Source organism: Trabulsiella odontotermitis (assembly GCF_001188485.1).
Taxonomy (GTDB): Bacteria; Pseudomonadota; Gammaproteobacteria; order Enterobacterales; family Enterobacteriaceae; genus Trabulsiella; species Trabulsiella odontotermitis_A.
The window spans coordinates 1-25,348 of the sequence record NZ_JNGH01000099.1; the positions used below are offsets into that span (position 1 = coordinate 1).

Genomic DNA, 25,348 nt, shown 5'->3' on the forward strand with positions numbered 1-25,348 from the left:
TGCGGCGGCGTGCTTTCCAGTCCGGTCAGCCAGTCGGGATGCGCCACGAGACTGTCCTGCACAAAATCACTGAACACCAGCATCGCCTGCGCCTGCAGACTCAGCGTGGCGACGGGGAAATCTTCCGGCAGCCTGTCCACAACGGTCTGCCAGTGCTGCTGTAACTGCGAAGAGAGCGGCATCATAAAAGGTATCCTGCCTCGGTTATCGTTTTCCGCTGTGCAGCCAGAACGGTTCGGCGTTTAGCGCTTCATTACGGAAGATTTCAATGTCGTTGTGCTGGCGGCGGGCGATCGACTGGCTCAGCACAACNATATCGCGGGCGAGACGCGGTAGTTGATCGGTATAACGATCGCCAAGCCGGTTCGTGAACGTTTTTTTCAGCTCTGCCGCCACGCGCGACAGCTGCACGTCGGCAAAACGCTTGAAGGAATCGGCGAGTTTGGGCTGCGTTTTTTCATCGATAAACGGCTGCCAGCCGCGCAATACCAGCCATTCGGTAAGCGTCNGCCGCCGTCTGCGCCGATACCGCCGAAGCCAGCGTCGCTTCCGCCAGCGTAAGCTGATCGCGCAGGCGCGCGCTGGCTTTGCGCGGCACCAGACCGCCAAACAGGGTCAGCGCGTGACGAATGCGGGCAATGGCGCTCATGATTTCCGGGCGCGCATTGTCGTTGCCGCGGATCCACAGCTCTTCGTGATACTGCCAGTGCGCCAGCGCGTTCTCCAGCGCGGACACCATCGCCTGCTCAACGTTCGCTTTGGCGGGCAGCGGCAGCACGTCCAGCGGCTGCACGTCACGTTCCGCATTGCCCTTCGCCAGATGATAGCCACGCGCCGCTTTGCTCAGGCTGCCCTGACGCAGCACCGCCAGCCCCACCAGCTGGCGCGACAGCTTCAGCACATCTTCCGTCCGCCCGGAGAGCAGTTCCAGCTCCAGCTCGCAAATCGGTTCATGATGCTCGCCCGCTTTCACTTCACCGCGATCGAGCGCAATTTCTATGCGGCTGTCGCCTTCGTTGACCAGCCATTTTTCGCGTTCGAAGTTGGTGCTGAACAGCGGCTGGGCGCGGGTCNNAAGCGCCAGCTCGGGCTTGTCGAGGTCGATGTTGTATTCCGGGCGCTGATGCAGCCCGCCCACCACGCGTCCGGCGATCTTCATGGTCATTTCATAACGACCCTGAACGCCACGAATGCGCAGGCCCATATCGTGGCTGCGCAGCCAGTTATCAGCGGTTTCGTAGTAAATATTGAGCAGTTCCACGGCAGGGTGATGCTCCGTGGTCAGCGTATTGAGGTGCTGGCGCAGCGTTTCTACACCCTCACCGGCGACAATGAACTTTAATTCGATTTCTTGAGCCATGACTAAACTTCTTATGGTTGCGTTGCCCGAAGTGCCACTGCGGCGAACTTCCCGCGTTCTTTTTTGTCAGTAGATAGTATTTTGCGTCAAATTGCCATGCAACGCGCAGTTTGACCGGGATAAAAGTTTGACGACGCGGCTGGCGCGACCTGGATGATTCCGATTGATGCAGAATGCTTTGCGTCGTCAGACTGTTGCCACTACTATCGTTCCACTTTTATGACAAAAACGATGACCTGATGCGAAAATTACGCCTGATTGGATTAACTTTACTCGCGCTTAACGTTTCTGTGATGGCTCATGCCGAGGAAAAACGTTACGTCTCTGATGAACTGAACACCTGGGTACGCAGCGGTCCGGGTGATAATTATCGTCTTGTCGGCACCATTAACGCCGGCGAAGAAGTGGCTTTGCTGCAGACCAATAGTGATTCTAATTATGGTCAGGTGCGTGACAGCAGCGGCCGCACCGCGTGGATCCCCCTGAAAGAGCTGAGCAACGAGCCCAGCCTGCGCACTCGCGTGCCGGATCTCGAAAACCAGGTCAAAACGCTGACCGACAAGCTGAACAACATCGACGCGACCTGGAATCAGCGTACTGCGGAAATGCAGCAAAAAGTCGCCCAGAGTGACGGCGTGATCAACGGCCTGAAAGAAGAAAACCAGACTCTGAAAAACCAGCTGATTGTCGCGCAGAAGAAAGTGAATGCCGCCAATCTGCAACTGGATGACAAACAACGCACCATCATCATGCAATGGTTCATGTATGGCGGCGGCGTGCTTGGCGTTGGCCTGCTGTTAGGTCTCGTTCTGCCGCACTTGATCCCCAGCCGGAAACGAAAAGATCGCTGGATGAATTAAGCCTGAATGGTCTTCTCCCCTACACTTACGTATTATCGTTAACTTGCGGGCAAGCGTTGGGGAGAAGTACGGGTGAAGAGTTATCTGGTCGGTGGTGCGGTTCGTGATGCGTTATTAGGGCTACCGGTCAAAGACAGAGATTGGGTTGTTGTCGGCGCGACGCCGCAGCAAATGCTGGATGCGGGCTATCAACAAGTTGGCCGCGATTTCCCGGTGTTCCTTCACCCTGAAACGCACGAAGAGTATGCGCTGGCGCGTACCGAGCGTAAGTCCGGTTCCGGTTATACTGGTTTTACCTGCTATGCCGCGCCCGACGTGACGCTTGAGCAGGATCTGCTGCGTCGCGATCTCACCGTCAACGCGCTGGCACAGGACGCCGACGGTACTATCATTGACCCTTACAACGGCCAGTCGGATTTACGCCAGCGTCTCCTGCGCCACGTTTCCCCCGCATTTAGTGAAGATCCGCTGCGCGTATTGCGCGTGGCGCGTTTTGCTGCCCGTTACGCCCACCTCAGTTTTCGCATCGCCGATGAAACGATGGAGCTAATGCGCGAGATGACCGACGCGGGCGAACTGGCTCACCTGATCCCGGAACGCGTCTGGAAAGAGACAGAAGGCGCGTTAGGCACCCGTAATCCGCAGGTCTTTTTCCAGACGCTGCGCGAGTGCGGCGCGCTGAAGGTGCTGTTCCCGGAACTGGATGTGCTGTATGGCATTCCGGCACCGGCGAAATGGCACCCGGAAATCGACACTGGCATCCACACCATGATGACGCTCTCGATGGCAGCGATGCTCTCTCCCGCTATCGATATTCGTTTTGCCACGCTGTGTCACGATCTCGGCAAAGGGCTTACGCCAAAAGCGCTGTGGCCGCGCCACCACGGTCATGGCCCGGCAGGCGTCAAACTGGTTGAACAGCTTTGCGCCCGTCTGCGCGTGCCGAATGAAATGCGCGATCTGGCAAAAGTGGTTGCGGAATTCCACGATCTCATCCACACCTTCCCCATTCTGAAACCGGCAACCATCGTGAAGCTGTTTGACTCCCTCGACGCCTGGCGCAAGCCGCAGCGCGTGGAACAACTGGCGCTGACCAGCGAAGCAGACGTGCGCGGTCGTACCGGGTTTGAAGCCTGCGATTATCCGCAAGGGCGGCTGCTGCGTGAAGCCTGGGAAGTGGCGAAAAGCGTGTCCAACAAAGAGGTGCTTGAGGCGGGATTCACAGGGCCGGAGATTCGTGAGGAGTTAACGCGACGACGCATTCAGGCCGTCGCGTTATGGAAAGAGGCGCGTTGTCCGCAGCCTAAAGCGTGATTTACATGAAGACCGCGTACACCGCTGCCGCCACGATAAAACGGTAGATGGCAAACGGGATAAACGAAATCCGCTTGATCAGTTGCAGGAAGGTTTTAATCGCAATCAGCGCTACGATAAACGCCGTTACGAAGCCGACCGCAAACATCGGGATATCACCAGTCGTCAGGAAACCGATACTTTTGTAGAGATCGAGCGCGGTGGCGCCCATCATCATCGGCACCGCCAGCAGGAAGGAAAACTCCGAGGCCGCGTAACGGCTAACACCCATCAGCATGCCGCCGGAAATGGTCGCGCCAGAGCGGGAGAAGCCCGGCCACAGTGCCAGACACTGGAAGCAGCCAATCATAAACGCCTGACGATAGGTCATGTCATCCAGACCCTGCGCACGCGGCTCCTTTGGCTTCAGGCACTCCGCGGCAATCAGCAACAGGCCCCCGATCACCAGCGCATACATCACGTTCACCGGGTTGAATAACGATTTGATGGTGTCGTGAAACACCAGACCGAGCACCACGGCCGGGATCATCCCGAGCAGGATATGAATCAGCGACAAACGCCCTTTTCCGAAGCCTTCATGCGGCCGTTGACCGAAGTGAATGCCGATCAGACCAAACAGACGACGCCAGAACATCACCACGACGGCGAGGATGGAGCCTAACTGGATCACCACTTCAAACGTTTTTGCCGTGTCTCCTTCGAATCCCAGCAGGTGGCCAACGATGATCATATGGCCGGTACTGGAAACGGGCAAAAACTCTGTCAATCCTTCGACCACACCCAGTATTGCCGCCACCAGCAGCGAGTGCATATCGCTCATTCAATAAACCCTTTTAAAAGACATAAAAAAACGGCGCATGATTCACCGCAGCCGCCAAAATTTCCCAGTCTTATGACCAGCAAAAATAATTATGGTTTAGCAATGTTGAATTTATATGTTTTCTTTCAGATTTTGGCTACGCTCGATGACCACGCCGACGTTCTTCGCCCGCGCCACCGCGCCGGGTTTACTGACTTTGATGCGCACCCACGGTGAGTTAAAACGGCTCAGCAGCAGCGACGCCACCTCTTCCGCCACGCGTTCCACCAGCGCAAACCGGTTGCCTTCTACATGGCCCACCACCGCGTCACTGACGTCTGCGTAGCTCAGGCAATCCTGAACGTCATCGCTCGCGGCGGCGTTGCGGTTGTCCCACGCCATTTCGATATCGAACACCAGTTGCTGTTCAATGGTCTGTTCCCAGTCGTAAACGCCAATGGTGGTGATTACCGAAAGTTGCTCTATAAATACAATATCCATCACGCCCCGCCTGCTTTTTGCCCAAACCGGATACCACTTCCGGCGAATTATGCGTATTATCCACAGATGCAGAGATTAAAACGATACTTTCAATACGGAACAGCGTTATGAGTGCAATCGCGCCTGGAATGGTTCTCCTCGCCTACCTTTGCGGCTCAATCTCCAGCGCCATCCTGGTTTGCCGTATCGCTGGATTGCCGGATCCCCGTCAGTGCGGTTCAGGCAACCCCGGAGCAACCAACGTTTTACGTATGGGCGGCAAAGGAGCAGCCGTAGCAGTACTGATTTTCGACGTCCTGAAAGGGATGTTGCCGGTCTGGGGCGCGTATATGTTGGGCGTCACACCGTTCTGGCTTGGCATGATTGCCATCGCCGCCTGTCTCGGCCACATCTGGCCAGTGTTCTTTGGTTTTCGCGGTGGAAAAGGCGTTGCCACGGCTTTCGGTGCGATTGCGCCTATCGGCTGGGATCTCACCGGCGTGATGGCGGGCACCTGGCTGCTCACCGTGTTGCTGAGCGGTTATTCGTCGCTCGGCGCCATCGTCAGCGCGCTCATCGCGCCGTTTTACGTCTGGTGGTTTAAACCGCAGTTCACCTTTCCCGTTTCGATGCTTTCCTGCCTGATTTTGCTGCGTCACCACGATAACATTCAGCGTCTGTGGCGACGTCAGGAAACCAAAATCTGGTCAAAGCTGAAAAAAAAGAAAGAGAAAGATCCTGAATAAACCCCGGACGCGTTGCGCCGTCCGGGTGACGTCATTTTACGCCGCAGGGAGTTCCGCCAGCGGCCAGCGAGGGCGCACGGTCACGCCAAGATCGGCACGCGTTCCCGCTTTCAGACGCACCATGCCCGCGTAAGCGATCATCGCGCCGTTGTCGGTGCAAAATTCCGGGCGGGCGTAAAACACCTCGCCGTGACGCTTTTGCATCATCTCCGCCAGTTTCGCCCGCAGCGTGCGGTTAGCGCTCACGCCGCCCGCCATCACCAGCCGTTTGAAGCCGGTTTGATCCAGCGCGCGGCGGCACTTAATCATCAGCGTATCAACCACCGCGTCTTCAAAGGCGCGGGCGATATCTGCACGGGTTTGATCGTCGTTCTCATTGTCACGAATGGTGTTTGCGGCGAAAGTTTTGAGGCCGGAGAAGCTGAAATCCAGCCCCGGGCGATCGGTCATCGGACGCGGGAAAACAAAACGCCCTTCCGTGCCCTGCGACGCCAGCTTCGACAGCATCGGGCCGCCGGGATAATCCAGCCCCAGCAGTTTGGCGGTTTTATCAAACGCTTCACCGGCGGCATCGTCGATAGATTCGCCGAGCAGGGTGTACTCGCCAATGCCGGTAACGCTAATCAGCTGCGTATGTCCGCCGGACACCAACAGCGCGACAAACGGGTACGCCGGGGGATTGTCTTCCAGCATCGGCGCCAGCAGGTGCCCTTCCATATGGTGTACCGGAATCGCCGGTACGTTCCAGGCAAACGCCAGCGAACGTCCGACGGTCGCGCCGACCAGCAGCGCGCCGACCAGACCCGGCCCGGCGGTATAAGCGACCGCGTCGATATCTTTCGCCGTCAGGTTCGCTTCTTTCAGCGCGGCCTGAATCAGCGGCACGGTTTTCCGCACGTGATCGCGCGACGCCAGTTCCGGCACCACACCGCCGTAATCGGCATGCAATTTCACCTGACTATACAATTGGTTGGCTAACAGCCCGTTAACATCGTCGTAAATGGCGATGCCGGTTTCATCGCAGGATGTTTCAATTCCCAGTACACGCATGACTTGTTTTTACCTCATTTCTGTACCGCGCAGTGTAGGGCGAATGCCGGTCGATGTATACCCTGGGGCGTCAGTTCGTGTATACTCTCCCCCCTTACAAAGGTCCCGTTCAAAAACGGCATTGGTGCTTTACAAAGCAGCGGCAGTTGCAGTAAAATTCCGCACCATTTTGAAATAAGCTGGCGTTGATGCCAGCGGCAAACCGAATTTATTAAAGGTGAGAGTTACATGCCGGTAATTAAAGTACGTGAAAACGAGCCGTTCGACGTAGCACTGCGTCGCTTCAAGCGTTCCTGCGAGAAAGCAGGTGTTCTGGCGGAAGTCCGTCGTCGTGAGTTCTATGAAAAACCGACTACAGAACGCAAACGCGCTAAAGCTTCTGCTGTGAAACGTCACGCGAAGAAACTGGCTCGCGAAAACGCACGCCGTACTCGTCTGTACTAATCTGTAGAGGGCTAACGCTCTCAATTCAGAACGAGTTGTAGTTGCAAGGCCGTGCTTCCGGAAGGAAAGCGCGGCTTATTTTCGTTTATACCCTTCGTAATTCGCGCCGGTGGGCGAATGCAGAAAGGTATTAATTGAAGGGGCATATGGCCGGACGCATCCCACGTGTTTTTATCAATGACCTGCTGGCGCGAACCGACATCGTCGATCTCATCGACGCGCGGGTAAAGCTGAAAAAGCAGGGCAAGAATTTTCACGCGTGTTGCCCGTTCCATAACGAAAAAACCCCCTCATTCACCGTCAACGGTGAAAAACAGTTTTACCACTGCTTCGGCTGCGGCGCGCACGGCAATGCCATCGATTTTCTGATGAACTACGACAAGCTCGAGTTCGTGGAAACCGTCGAAGAACTGGCGGCCATGCACAACCTCGACGTGCCTTATGAAGCGGGTAACGGGCCAAGCCAGATAGAGCGCCATCAACGGCAAAACCTCTATCAACTGATGGACGGCCTGAATACGTTTTATCAACAGTCCCTGACAAACCCTGCCGCAGTCACGGCGCGCCAGTATCTGGAAAAGCGCGGTCTGAGCAACGATGTGATTAGCCGATTCGCAATTGGCTACGCGCCGCCCGGCTGGGATAACGTCTTAAAACGTTTCGGTGCGCATGGCGAAAACCGTCAATCATTGATTGATGCGGGCATGTTAGTCACTAACGATCAGGGGCGCAGTTACGACCGTTTCCGCGACCGGGTGATGTTCCCGATCCGCGACAAGCGTGGGCGAGTGATTGGCTTTGGCGGGCGCGTGCTCGGCAACGATACCCCCAAGTACCTGAACTCGCCGGAAACCGATATTTTCCATAAGGGCCGCCAGCTGTACGGCCTTTATGAAGCGCAGCAAACGGAAGCGGAACCTCAGCGTCTTCTTGTCGTCGAAGGGTATATGGACGTGGTCGCGCTGGCGCAGTACGACATCAACTATGCCGTCGCGTCGCTGGGGACCTCGACCACGGCCGATCACATTCAGTTGCTGTTCCGGGTGACCAACAACGTCATCTGCTGTTACGACGGTGACCGCGCAGGGCGCGACGCCGCATGGCGCGCGCTGGAAACCGCGCTGCCATTTATGTCAGACGGTCGTCAGTTGCGCTTTATGTTTCTGCCTGACGGCGAAGACCCGGATACGCTGGTGCGTAAAGAGGGTAAAGCGGCGTTCGAAGCGCGGATGGAGCAGGCACAGCCGCTCTCCACGTTTTTGTTTAACAGCCTGCTGCCGCAGGTCGATTTGAGCACGCCGGACGGGCGCGCTCAGCTGAGCACGCTGGCGCTGCCGTTAATCAGCCAGGTGCCCGGCGAAACGTTGCGCATCTATTTGCGTCAGGAGTTGGGGAACAAGCTCGGTATTCTCGATGACGCCCAGCTTGAGCGTTTAATGCCGAAACAGGCAGAAAATGGCACCGCCCGCCCTGCTCCACAGCTAAAACGCACGACCATGCGTATACTGATAGGGTTACTGGTGCAAAACCCGGATCTGGCACCGCAGGTTCCGCCGCTGGCGGGGCTGAATCAGGAAAAAATGCCCGGACTGGGCTTATTTACCGAACTGGTCAACACGTGTCTGTCACAACCCGGTCTGACCACCGGCCAACTGCTGGAGCAGTATCGCGGCACAAAAGAGGCCGCTACCCTTGAAAAATTGTCGATGTGGGACGATATAGCTGATAAGGACATTGCAGAAAAAACGTTCACCGACTCACTCAACCATATGTTGGATTCGTTGCTTGAGCTGCGACAGGAAGAGTTGATAGCTCGCGATCGCACGCACGGTTTAAGCAGCGAAGAACGCCGGGAACTCTGGACAATAAGCCAGGAACTGGCAAAAAAATGAATTGCACGGCTTAAGTGCCGATAATCGATCGGGTTGATCCCGACAGCCGCGCTGAGGCGCAGCGGCAATAATATAAGTGGCCCTCGCTTTAAAAGTTGGCGGTTTTTGATTTTCGCCGACCGACACCAACCCAATGAAATAAGTGTGGATACCGTCTTATGGAGCAAAACCCGCAGTCACAGCTGAAGCTGCTTGTCACCCGTGGTAAGGAGCAAGGCTATCTGACCTATGCTGAGGTCAATGACCATCTGCCGGAAGATATCGTCGACTCCGATCAGATCGAAGACATCATCCAAATGATCAACGATATGGGCATCCAGGTGATGGAAGAAGCACCGGATGCCGACGATCTGTTGCTGGCTGAAACCTCCAACAACACTGACGAAGATGCTGAAGAAGCCGCCGCACAGGTGCTTTCCAGCGTGGAATCTGAAATCGGACGTACCACCGATCCGGTTCGCATGTATATGCGCGAAATGGGTACCGTTGAACTGTTGACCCGCGAAGGCGAAATTGACATCGCGAAACGCATCGAAGACGGGATCAACCAGGTTCAGTGCTCTGTTGCCGAATACCCGGAAGCCATCACCTATCTGCTGGAGCAGTACGACCGCGTTGAAGCTGCTGAAGCGCGTCTGTCCGATCTGATCACCGGTTTTGTCGATCCTAACGCCGAAGAAGACATGGCGCCTACCGCGACGCACGTCGGCTCTGAACTCTCTCAGGAAGAGATGGACGACGATGACGAGGAAGAAGAGGAAGACGACGACAGCGATTCCAGCGACGACGATAACAGTATCGACCCGGAACTGGCGCGTGAGAAATTCGGCGAACTGCGCACGCAGTACGAAGTGACTCGCGACACCATCAAAGCCAAAGGCCGCAGCCACGCTGCCGCTCAGGAAGAGATCCTGAAGCTGTCTGAGGTGTTCAAACAGTTCCGCCTGGTACCGAAGCAGTTCGATTACCTGGTCAACAGCATGCGTGTCATGATGGACCGCGTTCGTACGCAAGAACGCATCATCATGAAGCTGTGTGTTGAGCAGTGCAAAATGCCGAAGAAGAACTTCATCACCCTGTTCACCGGCAACGAAACCAGCGAAACCTGGTTCAACGCCGCTATCGCGATGAACAAGCCGTGGTCTGAGAAGCTGCACGACGTGGCGGAAGACGTTCAGCGCGGCCTGCAGAAGCTGCAGCAGATTGAAGAAGAGACCGGCCTGACCATCGAGCAGGTAAAAGACATCAACCGCCGTATGTCCATCGGTGAAGCGAAAGCCCGCCGTGCGAAGAAAGAGATGGTGGAAGCGAACCTGCGTCTGGTGATTTCTATCGCCAAGAAATACACCAACCGCGGTCTTCAATTCCTCGACCTCATTCAGGAAGGCAACATCGGCCTGATGAAAGCGGTTGATAAGTTCGAATACCGTCGCGGTTACAAGTTCTCCACCTACGCCACCTGGTGGATCCGTCAGGCGATTACCCGCTCCATCGCGGATCAGGCGCGCACCATCCGTATTCCGGTGCATATGATTGAGACCATCAACAAACTCAACCGTATCTCCCGCCAGATGCTGCAGGAAATGGGTCGTGAGCCAACGCCGGAAGAGCTGGCCGAGCGCATGCTGATGCCGGAAGACAAAATCCGTAAAGTGCTGAAAATCGCCAAAGAGCCTATCTCCATGGAAACGCCGATCGGCGACGATGAAGATTCGCATCTGGGTGATTTCATCGAGGATACCACCCTCGAGCTGCCGCTGGACTCTGCGACAACCGAGAGCCTGCGCGCCGCCACGCACGACGTCCTGGCTGGCCTGACCGCCCGTGAAGCGAAAGTCCTGCGTATGCGTTTCGGTATCGATATGAACACCGACCACACGCTGGAAGAAGTCGGTAAACAGTTCGACGTGACCCGCGAACGTATCCGTCAGATCGAAGCGAAGGCGCTGCGTAAACTGCGTCACCCGAGCCGTTCTGAAGTGCTGCGTAGCTTCCTGGACGATTAATCGGTTCCGGAAAAACAAAAAGCTCCCGCCCGGGAGCTTTTTTTTGCGCTGAATTCAGAGCCCGCGCAACGCCAGCGCCTCATCCAGCTCGCGATAGGCCTCAACCAGCTTATCCAGCGTCGCCCGGTTCAGACCACTCGGGTTTGGTAACACCCATATCTGCGTCGCGCCGATACTGTTTTGCTGTTTCCCCCACTGCACACCGCGCACACTGAAGGTCTTTTCGTACGCCTGTTTGCCGAGTATGGCCAGCGCTGCAGGCTGATAGTCCTCTATCTTCCTCACCAGCTCACGGCCGCCACTACGCAGCTCATGCAGCCCTACCTCGCTCGCCTGCACCGTCGGACGCTCCACCAGCATGGTGATCCCGCAGCGCATGTCGAGAAGCAGTTGCTCCTCTTCGGGCTTCAACAACCGGTCAGTAAACCCGGCCTGATGGATCACCTTCCAGAAGCGATTGCCCGGATGCGCAAAATGAAAACCCTTGTGCGCCGAAGACTTGCCCGGGTTGATGCCGCAGAACACTACCCTCAGTCCCGGTGCCAGAATGTCGTTAATCATACTTACCCCAAATCGACATAAGGAGATTTCAGTATAAAGGATTGAAAAGGCATTGTTTATAAAAGCGGCATGCAAAAGTTTTACGCTGGATCGCCTGCGGGAGTTACTTTATAATCCACCGCCACGGCCCCTTAGCTCAGTGGTTAGAGCAGGCGACTCATAATCGCTTGGTCGCTGGTTCAAGTCCAGCAGGGGCCACCAAATTTTAACTTTAAAATCATTAGCTTAAACCACAACTCCACAAGGTGGTTTTTTTATATCGATACTCAGTGTCCCCTTTTTTTCCCTCAGATTTAAGATGTGTTGCCAGTAATGAACATAAAAGAATGTGGAAGCCGCTAAAAGCATAAGGAATGCACAATGATCTATGACTGCTTTTTGTACTATGACGAAGATATGTTGCTGGACATTCGCCTGAATACGCTTGCCAATGTGGTAGACCGTTTCGTGATTGTCGAGTCCAGACATACCTTCACAGGCAAGCCGAAAAATTTGAACTTTGATATAGCAAAATACGAAAAATTTAAAGAGAAAATTATCTATGTTGCGTTCACTGATCTCCCAAAATTAAAAAATGGAACAAGCGGAGAATATGATGCCTGGGCAAATGAATCTGCCACCAGAAATGCCATCATGCGCGGCCTGGAAAATGCTAAAGATGACGACATTATTATGGTGTCAGATGTGGATGAAATCTTTCGCCCGGAGATTGTAAAGCAGATTAACCCTAAGCACCTGTGTACCATAATGCATATGCCATTCTTTAATTATCAGTTCAACCTACAGGTATTTAATGTTGATGGTTCAGAGCGGCAGTGCAAGCTACCTCGCGCCACAACCTTGCGTAATCTAAAGGATTACTTTAACAGCGAGCCGGAGACGTTTCGTAACATCAAAAAGTCCGAGCTATATAAAGATTTTATTTCTAAAACCTGGTTCAAATTCCGCAGTAGAACCCTAAAGAACTCAGGCTGGCACTTTTCATGGATAATGACACCTGAACGTATCTCAGAAAAAATGTCATCAATTTCTCATACTGAGTACGATCTGCCGCAGCTTAATAATAAAGCGCATATCATTGATGCCCTTACAAATGCGAAAGATATCTGGAATCGTGAAAGGAAGATGGTAAAGCAGGAACTGAATGCAGAAAAATTCCCTGCTTACCTGATCGAAAACGCAGAGCGTTACAAAGACTTTATATTATGAGCTTTGCAAAATACGCAAACCACGATACATCAACGTAATATGAGCAGTATGAAGCCACCCCTTGTTTATGGGGTGCGCCTCTAATCAAATAAAAAGATGTAGTGACGGAGAGCGTTCCAGCTCATGATGAAAGCTCGCGCCACCAGATCCACATGAGATCCTGCTCATTGGAAAAAGAGAAATTGCTTTCAACTTTTTCACTTCATGTATCCTTCAAAGTACCCAGTAACGATGCTTTGCCACGTTCCTGCACGAATATCGCTGACACCAGAAGCCATCATGCGGGCTGTCGCTGTAGCTGATACCCGCCTTGTTCCAGCGGTTTCAATACCGGCAGGCAGCGCAGCAGTCGCTGTGTATAAGGATGGCGCGGGTTATCCAGCACATCGTCGCTCCAGCCGCTCTCTACCAGCGCGCCTTTTTCCATTACCAGGATACGGTCGGCGACCTGTTCAACCGCCCCGAGATCGTGTGTTATGAAAAGGCAGGCAAACCCATAATGGTCCTGCAGCCGTTTTAACAGTACCAGGATCTGTTTTTGTACCGTCATATCGAGCGCCGATGTCGGTTCATCAGCAATAATAAATGCAGGGCGTCGAATAATCGCCCGGGCTATCGCCACTCGCTGGCGCTGCCCTCCCGATAGCTGATGCGGATAACGGGTCAAAAACATTTCTCCCAGCCCTACCTCATCAAGAACTTCGCGTACCCGCTGTTCGCGGGCGCGTCGGTTCATGGTCTCAACAAGCAGAAGCGGCTNAAGAATTTGTGCAATGATCATCCGCGGATCCAGAGAGGAAAAAGGATCCTGCTGAATCATCTGGCATTCGCGACGCCAGGTCGTGAGCAGTGTCTTATCTGCCTTGCTGATCAGATGACCGCGAAACGCCAGCGTCCCACGGCTGGCCTGTAACATGCCGGCAATCAGTTTACCGATGGTGGTTTTACCCGAACCGCTCGCCCCTACCAGCGCGACTGTCTCCCCTGCACGCACGTTAAAACTGACGCCCTCCACCGCCTTCGTCATGGATGCCGGGCGGAACCATCGTTTATGTCCGGTATAGATAATTTCAACATCAGTCAGTGCAATCACGCTTTCCGCCGCTAATAGTCGCTGCCGATCCGGGGCTGGCTGGCGTACCGGCAATGCTTCCAGCAGTCGTCGTGTATAGGAATGCTGTGGATTCGCCAGCAGTTGATGACTGCTGTTCTGTTCAACCAGTTCCCCCTGCTCCATAACCATAATCCGCGAGGCATAGCGCGCCACCATTGATAAATCATGGCTGATAAGGATCACCGCGCTGCCCTTCTCCGCCGTCAGCGATAGCATCAACTCCATCACTTCATGCTGCACAAGCACGTCCAGTGCCGTCGTGGGTTCATCAGCAATAATCAGTTTGGGCTCCAACAGCATTACCGCAGCAATCATGACCCGCTGACGCATTCCTCCTGAAAATTCATGGGGATAACGTCCAAGCAAACTGGCGGCATCCGTTAACCCAACGCGTTCCAGCATGGCAATAATTTTTCCGCGCCGCTCACGCTCAGTCAATGGTGTATGCAGAACCAAACCTTCATCAAGTTGACGACCGATGGTCATCGCCGGATTCAGGGAGGTCATTGGTTCCTGAAATACCATACCGATGCCTGCGCCGCGCAGACTCCGCAACTGTTCCTGGTTAAGCTGCTGTAAATCCTGGCCATCAAATATCAGGGAGTCTGCCTGACTGGTGATGCCTGTCGGCAACAGTTTGATGAGAGAGCGCATTGCCAGCGTTTTACCGCTTCCCGACTCCCCCACCACAGCCAGTACCTCCTGCGGCGCCAGAGAAAAGGAGATGCCTTTCACTACTTCACGTTCTGCCGCATTCACCCGCAGGTTAGTCACCTGTAACAATGGTTTCTGGTTGTTCATCATTGCATCCTCGGGTCGAGATAATCGCGTAACGCATCGCCAAGCATATTGACGCCCAGTAATGCCAGAGAGATACAAACTCCCGGCAGCAGCGCCAGCCAGGGGGCCTGCGCCAGATAGCTGCGGCTTGCCGCGAGCATATTGCCCCAGGTCGGTTCTGGCGGCGGCACGCCAAGCCCCAAAAAGGAGAGCGCGCTTTCAGAAATCAACACCCAGCCGAGCATGGACGTTGCCAGTACCGTCAGTGGTGCAAGACAGTTCGGCAGAACGTGCCTGCGGAGAATAGTCAGTTCGTTATGCCCCATAATTCGCGCCGCGGCGACAAAGTCCGCTTCACGCAGCCCCATCACGGTTCCGCGTACGATACGCACCACCGACGGCGTATAGGCCAGCCCCAGCGCGAGAATAATGCCGTAACGGTTATTGCCGAGGATGCTTAGCAGCCCCAGCGCCAACAGGATGCCGGGGAACGCCAGCAGCGTATCGGTTATCATCATAATGACCCGATCCACCACGCCTCGCAGATAACCGCTAATTAGCCCCAACACAATACCGGCCAGCAACGCAAAGCTAACCGTCACCAGAGAGATAGTCATGCTGGCGCTGGCCCCGGCCAGCAGGCGGCTGAGCACGTCGCGGCCGTATTCATCAGTGCCGAGCAGATACTGCGTGCCGGGTGCCTGCAGGCGCGCCAGAATGTTAATCCGGCCCGGATCAAACGGCGTCCAGAAAAAGCCCACTACGCCTGCTAGCACGATGATGCCAATCAGCGTCATCCCAACCAGGGCATTAGGCGCGAGCGCAATTCGTCTTTTCATCAGGCGGAAACCCTCGGATTAAACAATGGATAAAGCGCGTCAATCAGCAGATTGGTCAGTACATAAAGCGTGGCGATAAACAGCATGCAGCCCTGGATCACCGGGTAATCGCGGGCGTAGATGGCGTCAACCAGCAGTCGCCCCAGACCGGGAAGGCTGAAGACGGTCTCCGTCACCGCTACGCCGCTGAGTAAATTGCCGAGCGTTAAACCAATCAGTGTCCACGTCGGACCGAAGGCATTAGGAAATACATGTCGCGACAGTACGGTACGCTCGCGCAGCCCTTTGGCGCGGGCGTGTGAAACGTAATCCAGCCGCAGCACCTCCAGCGTACTGGCACGCATCATGCGCACCAGCGCGCCTATCTCTACCAGCACCAGAGTCATTACCGGCATCAGCAGATACAGGACACCTGCTTTCAGATTGTCGCTTAACGAAACGTAGCCGACCACCGGTAGCCAGCCCAGCTGCAGTCCGAACAGCAGCAGGATGAGTAACCCCATCCAGAAACTTGGAATTGACAGCAAAAAGGTGGAAAACATGACAAGCCCGGTATCCAGCGATGAGTTCTGTTTCCACGCAGCCAGCATTCCAGCGGGCACGGCGAGCAGCGAAGCGATCGCAATCGCCGCCAGCACCACGCTAAGCGTCACGCCGAAGCGTTGCAGGATAAGCGGCAATACGTCCTGGCCACTTTGAATCGAATGACCAAAATTGCCCTGCAACACGTTGCCAAACCAGATAATGAACTGCTGGACCATTCCCTGATCCAGCCCCATGCTATGGCGCAGATCAGCAAGGCTTTCTTCCGTCGCCATATCGCCCAGCATCAGCAGCGCCGGATCCCCCGGCACCATGCGGGTGAGCAAAAAGACCAGTACCGTTACCAGTAGCAGGGTGGGAATAGCGGTCATAATACGGGTAAGCAGGAACTGCAACATGTGCGTCTCCTCATCTCATCAGGCTTTGCTGACATTCCACAGCCGTGCGGCTGCTGCCAGCCAGGCTTTATAGCCGCTGATCGCCTTACGGTGAGCAACAATATCCAGCCCCGGATAAAAGACAATCAACGGGACATCCGCAATCATCTGTTGATGGAGTTTGTCCGTCAGGGCCTGAATTTGCGCCGGATCGTCGAGGGTGGCCAGTTTATCGGTCATCGCAATAGCCTCGGGATCTCCCCACACCTTGCGCTTCTGTTTGGTTTTGTCACCGGTAATCTGTTCAAATGCCAGTGCGGGGTTGAAGCGCGCAGAGTAGGTAAAGGTCATCATCTGATAACGCCCGGACTGATAACGCTCCAGTTGCGTCGCCCACTCCATGGTGGTGACGCGGGCATTGATTCCCGCCCCCTGTAACATCGCCTGGATGATGATCGCCATATCAAAACTCGGCACCGTAGCGCGTTTATTGGCGATAATCTCCAGCGGTTGCCCTTTATAACCTGCCTCTTTCAGCAGCTTCGCGGTACGTGCCGGATCGTAGTTGTATCCTTGCTTCTGAACATTACTGTAAAACGCTGAGGCAACGGAAATATTGGAATTAGATGCATGAGCCATATTCTGACTGGTGCCAAGCGCGATCTGTTCACTGTCCAGCGCGGAGGCAATCGCCTGGCGCAGCTTGACGTTTTTCAATAGCGGATCGTCAGTCTGGATCAGCATCACATGGCGCTGGGCATTCGGTGCCACTTCGAGAGCGATATTGGGATCTTTTTTCAGGTCGCTGCCGTCAATCGGGCTAACCTGAGCCAGATCGACCGCACCGGATTGCAGACCCGCTTTTACCGTCGCCGCATCCGGCACGGCCATAAAACGAACCTCATCAACCAGCGCTTTTTTACCGCCGACAAAGCCATCAGGCTTACCCGGCAAGGCGCTGTACTCTGCGAACCTTTTCAGGGAAACATATTCGCCGTGTTTCCAGTCACCAAAAATAAAGGGGCCAGTGCCTATTGGCGCAACCCAGGAGCCATCTGACGCCACGGATTTCGGGCTGATAACGGCAGTAGCGCCGCAGTCAGTCCGTGCCAGCGTATCAAGGAATAGCGCCACGGGTTTTTCCAGTTTCATGACTACCGTGTTTTTATCCGGCGCGCTGACGTCAGTAACATGAATCAGGCCACTGCCGTCAAATTCGCGCAGACATCGCCACTGGGTTTTCGGCTCGTTCCAGTGCTTCCAGCTCCATACCACGTCCTGCGCCGTCATGGTGTCACCATTGTGAAATTTCACACCGTCGCGCAGATGAAAGGTATAGGTTTTCCCCTCATCGCTGATATCCCACGATGACGCCAGCATCGGTCCGACGGTACCGTCTTCGCGATACCCAACCAGACCTTCCACAACGTGCATCAGAACATCATCGGTGTTGCCGTCACGGTTCACGCCCGGCTGGCTACTCCGGATATCCTGATTGAGGGCGAAACGGATCACATTATTGTCAGCAGCTTGCGCCATCAGTCCCGGCATGAGCAGGGCCACCGCAGATAAAAACTTTTTCATAACAGCCTCTCTGTTAGTCGAGCGTGTAACGCGTAAAGTTGCGGTTGAGCGCCGGAAGCGGCGCCACATCCATCACACCATCGGCAGGGATCATCACAATCATCGCTACGGTGGCAGACAAATCACTGCTGAATCCGGGACGTGGAGGGCGGCACACCGAGTAAGGAGTGCCGAAATCATCAAAAAAGGCGGTTTTCATCTCCTCTTCGCCCGGCTTTTCGATACCTTTCAGCAGTTCGCTCACGCGCCATGCCCGGTATAGCGAATCGGGCGATGCATCAATGCCCTCTTCACGGACTTTGCAGCGTGCAGGCAGGCTTTCCCAGTGGTTAGCATGCACCAGCAGGCCGTTTTGCGGGTACAGCGTAAAGCTCTCGTTCGGCGCACATTCAAAATCGATGGCAAAACCTTCTTTGGTACTGAGGATCATATTGTTGGAGCAGGACTTCGGTGTGGTGGCGACCACCTTCATCGCCAGCGCCATATGCTGCTGCTCCAGCGCTTTGCGTCGAATCAGCGACAGTGGGACGCCCTGCTGCTGATAGTCGCGTTCGCAACGCAGATAGTTGGCGGTAATGGCGATGCCCGCGCTGTTCATGCCGCTACGGCCCAGCCCTCCAGCTTCAACGAAGGTCAACACGTCCGGCCCCTGCTCACGTTTGATTTTCACCACCACGGAACTCTCCGCGCATTCAGCACGCCAGTCCCAGTTCTGCCCGTGAATGAGCTTTCCGTGATGGCTGAGCTCAGGCAGGATCACCGCGCCGGTACAACCATCTTTTATTGCGTCATCATGGGGCGTCGCACAGCGTTGCAGGTTTCGCGCCTGGGCTATCACCTCAGTCCGGGCGTTAATCATCACAACCGCTTCCAGCGGTACGCCTGATGCCGCGGCAATGCCCTGCATCTCGTCAAGATAATCGGCGTCAAAATCACGAATAATGGCGCTGAAACTGTTAATCAGTTTTTCGCGTTGCTCCCGGGTAATATGCAGGGCATCAAGCTGATCGCCATAAATGGCGACGCTGGCGTGAATTCGCGCTTTTGCCTGTTCGCCATACTGACAGCCGCGCTCATACGGGGTACCGGAAATTTCGATAAACGGAAAAGGTTGCGTCACGTTGTTTGCTCCTCAGCGATGTGCCTGCAAAACCCGCAGAAAGAAATCTTTTACCTGCTCCAGAACTTTCATCCCGTCATGACCGACGTTTGGAACAATATCCTGAATAGCGTCGACGCCATGTTCGCGCAGGCTATTCAGCAAGGTCGTGTTGCGCTCGATCCGGGTGAGTCCGGCATCATTACAGCCAGGCATGTAGTAGCGGCCACCGGGTTTATGTGTGATTTCCCACGTTTCCAGATCCACCTTCCCCACGACCAACTGAACGGTTACCTTACGCAATGCGCTGTAATTCAAAGGTTTGCCAAAAATCTGCTCAAAATTCTGCACGCCAGGCCACCAGGCCTTGCTGTCGTCCAGCAGCGTAACGGACCCCGGCGCGCCGACGGAGACAGCGAGCAATTTTTCCGGATGGATATAAAGAAAACGATGGGCGAAATGTCCCCCGCCCGAATACCCAAACAGCAGAAAGCGGCCAAAGTCATATTCCAGCAAAGCGCTAACTTCGTCGATCATCGCCAGCAGCACCTGGTCGTAGCGAATATCCTGTTCGATGATGTATTTAAATCCGTGAGAGTTGCCATCACCCAGCGGTCCTACCGGAAACAGCGGTGCCAGTACGACGCAACGGTTGTAGCGGGCAAACTCAGCAAAGGCATCGCGATACTGCACCATCGAACGCCCGGTACCGTGCATCGCAACAATCAGGCGATATCCGCTTTTGTCATCATCGAAACCTGGAGGGACGTACAGGCAATACTGAAAGCGTGGGTCGTGCTGGCTGGAAAAGATAGTCGTACTGCCACGGTAATACAGCGCCAGGCCACGCCCGACGGCATCATCTGAATCCTTTTTAATATCAATTTGTTGCATAAATTCATCGCCCATTCAGTCGCTGTTTAAATTCGATTCAAACATAAAACCAAAATTGGCGCCAATTTAAAAAACAATTTATTAACAAAAGATCTGGCTCGTGTCACAATTCTCACCTGACCAGATAAAAAAACGATAACGGCATGGTTTACGCTGGCGGAAAAATAGTGAACCCGTCATTATCGAAGAGGGGTCAGCAGCATAAGATCGCAGGAACCAGCAGAAGGAACAGAAGATATGACGCACCGCAAAAGCGCACTGGTGCAAGTCGCCAATCGCCTCGCGATGGACATCAATACCGGGGAATTTCAGCCGGGAACATGGCTGAAACAGGTAGAGCTGGCTGAACGTTATCAGTGCACCCGCAGTGAGGTACGTCGGGCTCTCGATCAGTTGGTTATTGAACGACTGGTACAGCATGTCCCGAACAGGGGCTACCATGTTTATACGCCCAATGAGCAACAACGTCGTAACATTTCTGCTATCCGGGCGGTACTGGAAAGCGCCTCGGCGGCAGATATCGTGGAACATATTCAGCCGCACCAACTGGACGCCCTGCGCCAGTGCGCGGAGTTGTTCGATCACTACACCCAATACGGTTCGTTGTTGCAGCAGTACGAGTCCAACCTCGCCTTCCACCGCGCACTCCTCACCCCCTGCTCCAACCAGGACATGATAGAACTCATATTTGAATTACGAAGCCGTGTACCTTCTGCCGCGCTGGGGCAATGGAATTCTCATGCCAGGATTGTTCAGTCATCAGAAGAACATTTCGCGATGGTCGCGGCCATTGAGCAGAAAGATGCATCCGCGCTGGCGCAGCTTTTGCGCCAGCATATTCTGCAGGAAGACAATCCACGACGGCACGGGTAAAAGCGCCGATCCGTCATCCGTCTTTATCTACGCTTAATGCGATATTGCGGCCCGCCTCCAGTTCCTGCAGCCGACCGTGCAGCGCCTCGCTAATGGAATGATATGCCTTACTGCCCAGCGCCAGGCGAAACGGTGGCTTTTTCGAATCCGTCGCAGCGATGATTGCCGCGACGGTTTTCACCGCATCGCCGTTAATAGCGATACTGCCATCCGCCAGCCCCCCCCNNCCGCTGGCGAAGTTCGTCGCGGTTGGGCCGGGTTCAGCAATGAGAAAATCGATACCGAAGGGAGCCACCTCCTGTGCGACGGATTCAATAAACCCTTCAATTCCCCATTTGGTGGCGTGATAGAGGCTGAAATTCGGCCAGGCGATTTGCCCTCCCTCTGATGAGATCTGAACAATTCGCCCGCCCCCCTGCTGACGCAGATGAGGCAGTGCAGCACGAATTAGCTGGATCGAGCCGGTGAGATTAGTGGCTATCTGACGCTCAATCTGGGCATCATTGACCTCTTCCGCAGCGCCAAAAAGCCCATATCCTGCGTTACTGACCAGTACGTCAATTCGCTCGCCATGGTCAAATGCCTGCTGTACGACACGTCGTATGGCCGTTGCGTCCGTAACGTCCAGCAGCAGAACATGGAGCTGCCCGCGATATTGCGCCAGCAGGTCATCCAGCGCACCGGGCTTACGCAGAGTGGCAATCACCTTATCGCCCCGCGCCAGCAGGCGCTCCGTCATCAGGCGTCCGAGTCCGGTTGACGTACCGGTAATAAACCAGGTTTTGTTGCTCATCGCTATATCTCCAAAAAGTCGTTAACTCACCGATACAGGTTATGGCACGATGACTGGCATGATAAGACTCAACAAATGGCATAAAGAGGTGAAATGAAATCACCAATAAAAAACCCGACATTTTCTGATCTGAAAGCCTTTATGGCGGTAGCGGAGCAGCGTAGTTTTCGTCGCGCTGCAGATTTTTCAGGCGTTACCCGATCTACGCTAAGCCACGCTATTCGCGGGCTGGAAGCGCGTCTGGGGGTTCGCCTGTTACACCGCACCACGCGCAGCGTGTCGTTGACTGAAGCCGGAGAAGAACTGCTGCGGCGCATCTCGCCACATCTGACCGGCCTGGAACAGGCGCTGGAAGAGATCGCGGATACCCGGGGACAGGTGCTGGGTACGCTGCGTATTAATGGTGGAGAAGAGGCCATACACCTGTTGATGCAGACGATTGTGCCTGCCTATCTGGCACGTTATCCCGACGTGTCGCTGGATCTGGTGGTGGATGGCAGACTGGTGGATATTGTCGCTGAAGGATTTGATGCGGGGATCCGGCTGGCAGAAGATGTCCCTGCCGATATGGTCGCGGTACGTTTTGGTGACGATGTACGTTTTCTGGCAGTCGCGTCGCCATCTTATCTGGCGCAGCACGCTGCCCCCGCAACGCCAGACGATCTGGCGCAGCATCGGTGTATTCGCCAGCGGTTGCCCAGTGGCAAACGCTACCGCTGGGAGTTCTCACGCCACGGGCAGAGTATTGCGGTGGATGTTCCTGGCACGCTAACGCTAAACAGTTCACCGCTCATGGTGGATGCCGCGATGAAAGGACTGGGAATTGCCTATGTCCCGGACGTTCATGTCCGGTCCGCATTGGCGGATGGCAGACTGGTCACGGTGCTGGAACCGTGGTGCCCGCCAATCCCCGGTCTGTGCCTCTGGTTTCCGGCCAACCGGCATATGCCCGCCAGCCTGCGGGCGCTGATTGATATCATTAAAGAAAAGGGCTGATATACCGCGCTAATCTGGCAAACGGGCCGTGACCTTAATTTCAAAACGAAAACCATACAACCAGGTCACGCCCACACCGGTGAGCGTTGGCCAGGGAGCTTCCCCCCAATATTCCGGCAGCACCTTCCAGACGGTGTCAATTGTCGATTCCGGGTCGACCAGATAGACGGTGACGTCTACCACATCAGCAAAAGTACACCCAGCGGCGGCCAGTACATCGTTAAGATTTTCGAATGCCCGACGGATCTCCTGCTCGAGCCCGGGTTCTGGCGAACCATCCTCGCGACTTCCTACCTGACCGGAAACGAACAGAAAACCACCCGATTTGATGGCCGGAGAGTAGCGGTTTTTCTCATATAGCGCCTGCCCCCCTGTGGGGAATATGACGTCTTCTGGCTTTCTCATCCTGTTATCCTTCTGTACGAGGTGAATATATTACAAGGATGATAGTGACCAGCGCCTGGCAGCGCTATGCCCGCAATCTTGCATGTACTGGTGAACATTTTTCACCGAACGCATTACGCAGAGACAACGGCCAGGACGACTGACATTGTATTAATGCATCGCCCCCTGCACCACCCGCGGCTCCTTAATATATCCCTCGATCGCATGCACCAGGTCATGCAGCAATCCTGTCATTGTCACAGCTAGCGAGTCCGCCAGCGTGCCGCTCAACAGCACCTGCGTGACGCCCTGGGCATAGGCGACCAGCGTGTCGGTATCGCCCCAGTAGTCGGGGAACGTTGAGGCGGGTGTTTCACTGACTTTCAGTTGCTCAATACGATGCGGAGGCAAATCGGCGTTGCACAAACGATGCAGCAAAACCAGCGCGTGCGACAGGCGGCCACACAGCGCCTGTGACTGCGCGGGGTCATGGCATTCAATCAATTCATTGACGAAGGCGGAACAGAACTCTGCAACGTCAAATAGATCTGCCGAGGCAGGAATGGGGGTGGATAACAGGCGTTCGATAATGCTATCGGTATAGCGAGTACAATAATTAACAGGACGTGAAGCCATAAGAAAATCTCCGTTGAGTGATGCCGTCACCACCAGAGTTCCTACGCTCCGTAGGTGGTGACACTGGCGGGGGGAGGGATAACGCAAAAAGTATCTCTGTGTCGTCGTTGAGCTATTCAGGTTCCTACGCCCGGTTGCGGATTTTGCCGCAACGCACACACTCTATATCAGCCATTTATCGCCGAAAAGTGTATTTCACAGAGATTATTTGCTTTTGCGAGCATACTTCCAGATTATTTGCACAGCGGTGAAACGCATTCACAAAGCATATAATGCTTTCTTATTTTATAGATTTCTCAATATTCCCTTCCGTCGTTATCTCATATCGCACTTCGCCGGATTCCATCTCAAAACGCTGAATTTCCCCTTTAACGTAATTGATCCTCAGGAAGACGTTTTTATCGATACAGCGTGCACTTGCTTTCATGTCATCAAAGCAGTAAAGATCACCGTCTTCATCATCAGCAACGAACCCGCGCCCCACATCCCAGATAACGATCCCACTCAGGAAAGAGGGATCAATATTGTACTTTTTATACAAACTATCTTTATGTTTCATAAACCATTTTATCTTGCTTTGGTCTGTGAGAGGAAAATGATCAACAACGATATCCCGGTGCCCGTAATCGAGTTTACTGACATAAACGACTCGAACAGGCCGCATAGCCCACACAAACAAAGCACATAAAAGTACGACAAAAAACAGCAGATATTTATTTTTCCTTTTTATAATCATTGACTGAGCATTACGCATATTCATTCCTTTGATGCAAGTTAATTACATATATAAAAATATAATCATTAATAACTATGTAGATATTATCCACCAGGAAAAGAAAAAAACCGGCGCAGCGGCCGGTTTCTCATTCGCGAGGGAAAAACAGAATCAATTATTTACCGGGATCACCGCGCCTTTATATTTCGTCCGGATCCAGTCCTGAATCGCTTTGGAGTGCAGCACATTCACCAGCGCGACGATGTCTTTTTTCTTCTCATCGCCACGGTGTACGGTAATGATGTTGGCGTACGGGTTGTTCTCACCGCTTTCTACTGCAATCGGGTCATGAACCGGGTCGAGACCGGCGTCGATGGCATAGTTGGCATTAATCACTACCGCCGCGCCTTCGTCGTTGTTGTACATCTGCGGCAGCAGAGACGCTTCTACGTTCGGCAGGAACTGCAGTTTTTTCGGATTATCGACGATGTCGCTGATGCGCGCGTTGACTTTATTCACGCCCGGTTTCAGCTTGATCACGCCCTCTTTTTCAAAGATAGAGAGGATACGGCCTTCTTCGGAAACCGCGTCACGCATGATGATTTTGCCGCCTTCCGGCAGATCCTTCAGCGATTTGAATTTCTTCGAATAAATACCGATCGGCTCGATGTGGATCGCCCCGGCGCTGACGAAATCGTAGTCTTTTTCGCCCGCATGATCTTTCAGCACGCTGTTCAGGTACGGAATGTGCTGGAAATAGTTAGCGTCAATTTCACGGCCAGCCAGCGCGGTGTTCGGCAGGATATAGTCCTGGAATGGTTTAATCTCCAGGTCGATCCCCTGTTTTGCCAGAATCGGTTTCGCCTGCTCAAGGATTTCCGCGTGCGGCGTGTTGGACGCGCCCACGGTCAGCGTATCGGCCCAGGAGGCAAAGCTCAGGGCGCTCAGGGTAGCGGCGGCGATCAGTGTCAGTGTCTTTTTCATGATGATGGTTCCTGTG

At 54.3% G+C, this 25,348-nt stretch carries 25 protein-coding genes, 1 tRNA gene and 1 pseudogene; 10 read left to right on the forward strand and 17 right to left on the reverse strand.

Annotated features, from left to right (window positions below):
* Nucleotides 1-182: hypothetical protein (locus GM30_RS14245; RefSeq protein WP_420802265.1), on the reverse strand; the 182-nt coding region annotated here is incomplete at its 3' end.
* A 22-nt stretch (nucleotides 183-204) separates the two neighbouring features.
* Nucleotides 205-1,360: pseudogene (locus GM30_RS14250) on the reverse strand (CYTH domain-containing protein).
* A gap of 239 nt (nucleotides 1,361-1,599) precedes the next feature.
* Between GM30_RS14250 and GM30_RS14255 the strand changes: the two are divergent.
* Both GM30_RS14255 and GM30_RS14260 read left to right on the forward strand, forming a co-directional pair.
* Nucleotides 1,600-2,220, forward strand: coding sequence for a TIGR04211 family SH3 domain-containing protein (locus GM30_RS14255; RefSeq protein WP_049849145.1), 621 nt, complete (start codon nucleotides 1,600-1,602; stop codon nucleotides 2,218-2,220).
* A gap of 72 nt (nucleotides 2,221-2,292) precedes the next feature.
* The gene (locus GM30_RS14260; RefSeq protein WP_049849146.1) at nucleotides 2,293-3,534 is read left to right on the forward strand and encodes a multifunctional CCA addition/repair protein; all 1,242 of its coding nucleotides are present in this window, start codon (nucleotides 2,293-2,295) and stop codon (nucleotides 3,532-3,534) included.
* Between the two features lies 1 nt (nucleotide 3,535).
* On the opposite strand, the gene bacA is transcribed toward GM30_RS14260, so the two are convergent.
* Together bacA and folB are read right to left on the reverse strand one after the other, a co-directional pair.
* Nucleotides 3,536-4,354 (reverse strand): undecaprenyl-diphosphate phosphatase, encoded by an 819-nt coding sequence (bacA, locus tag GM30_RS14265; RefSeq protein ID WP_049849147.1) that lies wholly within the window; start codon nucleotides 4,352-4,354, stop codon nucleotides 3,536-3,538.
* A gap of 111 nt (nucleotides 4,355-4,465) precedes the next feature.
* Nucleotides 4,466-4,834, reverse strand: a complete 369-nt coding sequence (gene folB / locus GM30_RS14270) for a bifunctional dihydroneopterin aldolase/7,8-dihydroneopterin epimerase (RefSeq protein ID WP_049849148.1) — start codon at nucleotides 4,832-4,834, stop codon at nucleotides 4,466-4,468.
* Between the two features lie 107 nt (nucleotides 4,835-4,941).
* Here folB and plsY point away from each other — a divergent pair, with 107 nt between their 5' ends.
* The gene (plsY, locus tag GM30_RS14275) at nucleotides 4,942-5,559 is read left to right on the forward strand and encodes a glycerol-3-phosphate 1-O-acyltransferase PlsY (protein WP_049849149.1); all 618 of its coding nucleotides are present in this window, start codon (nucleotides 4,942-4,944) and stop codon (nucleotides 5,557-5,559) included.
* 36 nt (nucleotides 5,560-5,595) lie between these two features.
* Here plsY and tsaD read toward each other — a convergent pair whose 3' ends face one another.
* Nucleotides 5,596-6,609 (reverse strand): tRNA (adenosine(37)-N6)-threonylcarbamoyltransferase complex transferase subunit TsaD, encoded by a 1,014-nt coding sequence (gene tsaD, locus GM30_RS14280; protein ID WP_049849150.1) that lies wholly within the window; start codon nucleotides 6,607-6,609, stop codon nucleotides 5,596-5,598.
* 228 nt (nucleotides 6,610-6,837) lie between these two features.
* On the opposite strand from tsaD, the gene rpsU reads away from it, so the two are divergent.
* From rpsU to rpoD, 3 genes are all read left to right on the forward strand, one after another.
* The gene (rpsU, locus tag GM30_RS14285) at nucleotides 6,838-7,053 is read left to right on the forward strand and encodes a 30S ribosomal protein S21 (RefSeq protein ID WP_001144069.1); all 216 of its coding nucleotides are present in this window, start codon (nucleotides 6,838-6,840) and stop codon (nucleotides 7,051-7,053) included.
* Nucleotides 7,054-7,199: 146 nt separating this feature from the next.
* Entirely contained in the window at nucleotides 7,200-8,945 is a 1,746-nt protein-coding gene (gene dnaG / locus GM30_RS14290; RefSeq protein WP_049849151.1) for a DNA primase, read from the forward strand.
* A gap of 158 nt (nucleotides 8,946-9,103) precedes the next feature.
* Entirely contained in the window at nucleotides 9,104-10,951 is a 1,848-nt protein-coding gene (rpoD, locus tag GM30_RS14295) for an RNA polymerase sigma factor RpoD (RefSeq protein ID WP_049849152.1), read from the forward strand.
* Nucleotides 10,952-11,005: 54 nt separating this feature from the next.
* On the opposite strand, the gene mug is transcribed toward rpoD, so the two are convergent.
* A complete protein-coding gene (gene mug, locus GM30_RS14300; protein ID WP_049849153.1) occupies nucleotides 11,006-11,512 on the reverse strand; it encodes a G/U mismatch-specific DNA glycosylase in 507 nt (168 codons plus the stop codon).
* A 125-nt stretch (nucleotides 11,513-11,637) separates the two neighbouring features.
* Here mug and GM30_RS14305 point away from each other — a divergent pair.
* Nucleotides 11,638-11,713: transfer RNA gene (locus GM30_RS14305), tRNA-Ile, on the forward strand.
* Between the two features lie 159 nt (nucleotides 11,714-11,872).
* Nucleotides 11,873-12,721: a glycosyltransferase family 17 protein gene (locus GM30_RS14310; RefSeq protein WP_049849154.1), complete on the forward strand. Its 849-nt coding sequence runs from the start codon at nucleotides 11,873-11,875 to the stop codon at nucleotides 12,719-12,721.
* Nucleotides 12,722-12,998: 277 nt separating this feature from the next.
* On the opposite strand, the gene GM30_RS14315 is transcribed toward GM30_RS14310, so the two are convergent.
* Genes GM30_RS14315 through GM30_RS14340 form a run of 6 tightly spaced genes read right to left on the reverse strand, consistent with a single transcriptional unit; the run spans nucleotide 12,999 to nucleotide 19,951 of the window.
* The gene (locus GM30_RS14315) at nucleotides 12,999-14,639 is read right to left on the reverse strand and encodes an ABC transporter ATP-binding protein (RefSeq protein ID WP_049849155.1); all 1,641 of its coding nucleotides are present in this window, start codon (nucleotides 14,637-14,639) and stop codon (nucleotides 12,999-13,001) included.
* Entirely contained in the window at nucleotides 14,636-15,454 is an 819-nt protein-coding gene (locus GM30_RS14320; protein ID WP_049849156.1) for an ABC transporter permease, read from the reverse strand. Before GM30_RS14320 ends, GM30_RS14315 begins: the two co-directional genes overlap by 4 nt.
* Nucleotides 15,454-16,395, reverse strand: a complete 942-nt coding sequence (locus GM30_RS14325) for an ABC transporter permease (protein WP_049849157.1) — start codon at nucleotides 16,393-16,395, stop codon at nucleotides 15,454-15,456. The genes GM30_RS14320 and GM30_RS14325 overlap by 1 nt, the downstream gene beginning before the upstream one ends.
* 18 nt (nucleotides 16,396-16,413) lie before the next feature.
* Nucleotides 16,414-17,958, reverse strand: coding sequence for an ABC transporter substrate-binding protein (locus tag GM30_RS14330; protein ID WP_049849158.1), 1,545 nt, complete (start codon nucleotides 17,956-17,958; stop codon nucleotides 16,414-16,416).
* Nucleotides 17,959-17,971: 13 nt separating this feature from the next.
* Nucleotides 17,972-19,078 carry a C45 family autoproteolytic acyltransferase/hydrolase gene (locus GM30_RS14335; RefSeq protein ID WP_049849159.1) on the reverse strand — a complete coding sequence of 369 codons (1,107 nt, stop codon included), beginning with the start codon at nucleotides 19,076-19,078 and terminating at the stop codon, nucleotides 17,972-17,974.
* 12 nt (nucleotides 19,079-19,090) lie between these two features.
* Complete coding sequence (locus tag GM30_RS14340) at nucleotides 19,091-19,951, reverse strand: hydrolase (protein WP_049849239.1); 861 nt, start codon at nucleotides 19,949-19,951, stop codon at nucleotides 19,091-19,093.
* A gap of 237 nt (nucleotides 19,952-20,188) precedes the next feature.
* Here GM30_RS14340 and GM30_RS14345 point away from each other — a divergent pair, with 237 nt between their 5' ends.
* On the forward strand, nucleotides 20,189-20,824 hold the full coding sequence (locus GM30_RS14345) for a GntR family transcriptional regulator (RefSeq protein WP_049849160.1): 636 nt from the start codon (nucleotides 20,189-20,191) through the stop codon (nucleotides 20,822-20,824).
* A 13-nt stretch (nucleotides 20,825-20,837) separates the two neighbouring features.
* On the opposite strand, the gene GM30_RS14350 is transcribed toward GM30_RS14345, so the two are convergent.
* On the reverse strand, nucleotides 20,838-21,617 hold the full coding sequence (locus GM30_RS14350) for an SDR family oxidoreductase (RefSeq protein ID WP_049849161.1): 780 nt from the start codon (nucleotides 21,615-21,617) through the stop codon (nucleotides 20,838-20,840).
* A gap of 93 nt (nucleotides 21,618-21,710) precedes the next feature.
* Between GM30_RS14350 and GM30_RS14355 the strand changes: the two genes are divergently transcribed.
* The gene (locus GM30_RS14355; RefSeq protein WP_049849162.1) at nucleotides 21,711-22,613 is read left to right on the forward strand and encodes a LysR family transcriptional regulator; all 903 of its coding nucleotides are present in this window, start codon (nucleotides 21,711-21,713) and stop codon (nucleotides 22,611-22,613) included.
* Nucleotides 22,614-22,622: 9 nt separating this feature from the next.
* On the opposite strand, the gene GM30_RS14360 is transcribed toward GM30_RS14355, so the two are convergent.
* The 4 genes from GM30_RS14360 to GM30_RS14375 all read right to left on the reverse strand — a co-directional run bounded on the left by GM30_RS14360 (nucleotide 22,623) and on the right by GM30_RS14375 (nucleotide 25,332).
* Entirely contained in the window at nucleotides 22,623-23,018 is a 396-nt protein-coding gene (locus tag GM30_RS14360) for a RidA family protein (protein WP_049849163.1), read from the reverse strand.
* A gap of 150 nt (nucleotides 23,019-23,168) precedes the next feature.
* Nucleotides 23,169-23,633, reverse strand: a complete 465-nt coding sequence (locus tag GM30_RS14365; protein ID WP_049849164.1) for a hypothetical protein — start codon at nucleotides 23,631-23,633, stop codon at nucleotides 23,169-23,171.
* Nucleotides 23,634-23,913: 280 nt separating this feature from the next.
* Nucleotides 23,914-24,387, reverse strand: coding sequence for a DUF943 family protein (locus GM30_RS14370; RefSeq protein ID WP_049849165.1), 474 nt, complete (start codon nucleotides 24,385-24,387; stop codon nucleotides 23,914-23,916).
* Between the two features lie 132 nt (nucleotides 24,388-24,519).
* Complete coding sequence (locus GM30_RS14375) at nucleotides 24,520-25,332, reverse strand: MetQ/NlpA family ABC transporter substrate-binding protein (protein ID WP_049849166.1); 813 nt, start codon at nucleotides 25,330-25,332, stop codon at nucleotides 24,520-24,522.
* Nucleotides 25,333-25,348 lie beyond the last annotated feature (16 nt).